Origin of the sequence: Thalassolituus sp. UBA6592 (genome assembly GCF_002433655.1) — a bacterium.
In the GTDB taxonomy this organism is placed as follows: domain Bacteria; phylum Pseudomonadota; class Gammaproteobacteria; order Pseudomonadales; family Oceanobacteraceae; genus Venatoribacter.
On record NZ_DJIO01000144.1, the window covers coordinates 19,483 to 23,122 of the forward strand.

A 3,640-nucleotide genomic window follows, 5' to 3' on the forward strand; every position below is an offset into this window, starting at 1 on the left:
TTCGCCGGTCAGCAGGAAACTCACCTGAATATTGTTGGTATCGACAACGTTCTGCTGGCGATCCGCGATGTGTTCGCCTCTCTGTTTAACGACCGCGCCATTGCCTACCGTGACCACCAGGGCTTTGACCACCATAAAGTGGCTCTGTCTGCTGGTATTCAGCGCATGGTGCGCAGTGAAACGGCTTCCAGTGGCGTTATGTTTACACTGGATACCGAATCCGGTTTCGATAAAGTGGTGTTTGTGACCTCCTCATACGGCCTCGGTGAAACCGTGGTGCAGGGCGCCGTTAACCCGGATGAATTTTACGTTCACAAAGAAAACCTCTCTGCTGGCCGTCCGGCCATCCTGCGCCGCAATCTGGGCGCAAAAGCGATCAAAATGGTTTACAGCCAGGATGCCAGTGTAGGTAAGTCGGTTGAGACTCAGCGCGTTGACCGCAATCTGCGTCAGGTGTTCTCGCTGGCGGATGACGAGGTTGAGAACCTTGCCCGTCAGGCCATGATCATTGAGAAGCACTACCAGCGTCCGATGGACATTGAATGGGCCAAAGATGGCGATGATGGCAAGCTTTACATTGTTCAGGCCCGTCCGGAAACCGTGAAAAGCCGTGCCAGCAAGAACGTTATGGAGCGCTACCTGCTGAAAGAGACCGGCAAAGTGCTGGCCGAAGGCCGCTCCATTGGTCACCGCATCGGTAAGGGTAAAGTCCGTGTCATCAACAGTGTTGAAGAGATGGATCAGGTGCGCGAAGGGGATGTATTGGTCGCCGATATGACTGACCCTGACTGGGAGCCGGTTATGAAGCGCTCTGCCGCGATTGTGACCAATCGTGGTGGCCGTACCTGTCATGCTGCGATCATCGCCCGTGAGCTGGGTATTCCTGCGGTGGTTGGCTGTGAGGATGCCACTGAACTGCTCAGTGATGGTCAGGAAGTGACGGTTTCCTGTGCAGAAGGGGACACAGGTTTTGTTTATGAAGGTGCGCTGGACTTTGATGTGCGTACCAACAGCGTGGATTCCATGCCGGATCTGCCGTTCAAGATTATGATGAACGTCGGTAACCCGGATCGTGCCTTCGACTTCCAGGGGCTGCCAAGTGCCGGTGTTGGTCTGGCACGACTGGAATTTATTATTAACCGTATGATCGGCGTGCACCCTAAAGCACTGCTGAACTTCGATTCCCTGCCGGAAGAAGTGAAGCCGACCGTTGAGCGCCGTATCTCCGGCTACCCGGGTCCGGTGGACTTCTACGTGGAAAAACTGGTGGAAGGTATCTCCACTCTGGCCGCAGCGTTCTGGCCTAAGCGTGTGATCGTACGTCTGTCAGACTTCAAATCCAACGAGTACGCCAATCTGATTGGTGGTCGTCTGTACGAGCCGGAAGAAGAGAACCCGATGCTGGGTTTCCGTGGCGCATCCCGCTATATCTCGAAAAACTTCCGCGACTGCTTTGAGCTCGAATGTCGTGCCATGAAAAAAGTCCGTAACGAGATGGGCTTTACTAACGTGGAAATCATGGTGCCGTTTGTGCGTACCGTGGGTGAAGCGGAGCAGGTATCTAACCTGCTGGCGGAAAACGGTCTGAAGCGCGGCGAGAATGATCTGAAACTGATCATGATGTGCGAACTGCCAGCCAACGCACTGCTGGCGGAACAGTTCCTGGAATACTTTGATGGTTTCTCTGTCGGCTCCAACGACCTGACCCAGCTGACTCTGGGTCTGGACCGTGATTCCGGCATTATTGCGCACCTGTTTGACGAGCGTAACGAAGCCATTCTGGCGTTGCTGGAAAATGCGATCAGAGCCTGTAAGAAAGCCAATAAGTACATTGGTATCTGTGGTCAGGGGCCGTCCGATCACCCGGATTTTGCCAAATGGCTGATGGAACATGGTATCGACAGTGTTTCCCTTAACCCGGATTCCGTGCTGGATACCTGGTTCTTCCTGGCGGATAAATAAGGATAGTTAAACCGGAATGAAAAGCAGCAGTGAGCTTTTCCCGGTCAGTCTGCTGCGGGCGGATGCCTTTAGCGGACTGACAGAGGATGTGTATCTCGTAAAACATAACCGCGACCCGGACCTCAGTGTCCAGGTCGCGGTTTCTCATCTGGGTTACCAGAATAAGCCGCACAGTGGGGTTCCTGTGATTCTGCTGCATGGCAGTTTCAACAATCGTGGATTCTGGCTGTCAGGCGTTGGTGAAGGTCTCGCCCGGCATTTGCTGGATCAGGGCTTTGACGTCTGGATGATGGATATGCGCGGCCATGGTATGTCGCCACGCAATCAGGACTACCGCAGTAACACCCAGGAACGCTATGCCTTGTATGACCTGCCGGCAGTTGCCGAGTTTGTCCATGAAAAATCCGGTAAAGCGCCGGTCTGGCTTGGCCATTCATTGGGTGGGGTGACCATTGCAGCGGCGGTTGCCGGCGGTCTGCTGCGCGACGAAAAGTGCAGTGGCATGGTCATTATTGCAGCGCAGGCTATCCGTCGGCCAATGTACCAGTGGGTTCCGTTTGCTTCTCTGGCTGCCCGTACCCGGGTAAATATGAAAGGAGAGCTGGACGGGCGTAAACTGGGCTTAGGTCAGGAAGCAGAGCCAGCCGGTATTATTGATGAGTATCTTGCCAGACATTCGCTGTTTGGCGCCTGGCAGCTGGCATCCACGCAGCAGAAGCTGTTACCGGCCTGGAAAGATGGCACCCCGGTGCCTTTGCTGGCGCTGGCCGGAGAGGCTGACCGTTCTGAGCCGGTGGAATATTGCTCGCGCTTTGCCGCGCTGTACGGTGGCGATAAAACATTTATCCCTCTCGGTACCGGCTCTGGCTTAAGTCAGGACTACGGTCATCTGGATATGATGTCTGGACAGACTGCAGGCAAAGAAGTCTGGCCCCAAATATCTGACTGGCTCAAAGCCACTCACTATAGAAGCCTGAATCAGAAGCCTGAATCACCGCACACGTCGGACGGCAGATGCAGGGGTGAATGCCCGGCATCGAACGCTGTCCGGACTTGACAGGCCCTTGGGGCATTCGTGGTAAAGTGTCAGCACACCCAAACCCATTTTCATAATTAAGGAATACGCTATGACCCGATACATTACTCCGGATCTGTGTGATGAATACCCGGATCTGGTTCAGGTTGTTGAGCCGATGTTCACCAACTACGGCGGCATTGAGTCATTTGGTGGTGAGATCGTTACTGTCAAATGTTATGAAGACAACTCCAAAGTGAAAGAGCTGGTCGAGCAGGATGGCAAGGGCAAAGTCATGGTCATCGATGGTGGTGCTTCCATGCGTAAGGCGCTGATGGGTGACATGATCGCCGAAAAAGCTGCGAAACACGGCTGGGAAGGTGCGATTATCTACGGTTGCATTCGTGATGTTGATGCCATTATGGAGACCGATCTGGGCGTTCAGGCGCTGGCGACTGTTCCGCTGAAGACTGACAAGCGCGGCCTGGGTGACATCAATGTCCCGGTTAAATTTGGCGGCGTTGAGTTCATTCCGGGCCAATACGTCTACGCTGATAATAACGGCGTGATCGTATCTCCTGAACCTCTGAGCATGCCTGAATAAGGGCTGCTCAGCATCTGATACCTGAAAAGCCCGGCCATGCCGCAATGCTGTTCACTTAA

At 54.1% G+C, this 3,640-nt stretch carries 3 protein-coding genes; all 3 read left to right on the forward strand.

All coding sequences use genetic code 11. From position 1 onward, the window contains the following. A partial coding sequence (gene ppsA / locus B2Z72_RS14250) for a phosphoenolpyruvate synthase (protein ID WP_297005139.1) occupies window positions 1-1,962 on the forward strand: 1,962 nt, incomplete at its 5' end. A 16-nt stretch (window positions 1,963-1,978) separates the two neighbouring features. Next, window positions 1,979-3,019, forward strand: a complete 1,041-nt coding sequence (locus B2Z72_RS14255; RefSeq protein WP_296981540.1) for an alpha/beta hydrolase — start codon at window positions 1,979-1,981, stop codon at window positions 3,017-3,019. Between the two features lie 70 nt (window positions 3,020-3,089). Further along, window positions 3,090-3,581 carry a ribonuclease E activity regulator RraA gene (gene rraA / locus B2Z72_RS14260; RefSeq protein WP_296981538.1) on the forward strand — a complete coding sequence of 164 codons (492 nt, stop codon included), beginning with the start codon at window positions 3,090-3,092 and terminating at the stop codon, window positions 3,579-3,581. Window positions 3,582-3,640: the final 59 nt, after the last annotated feature.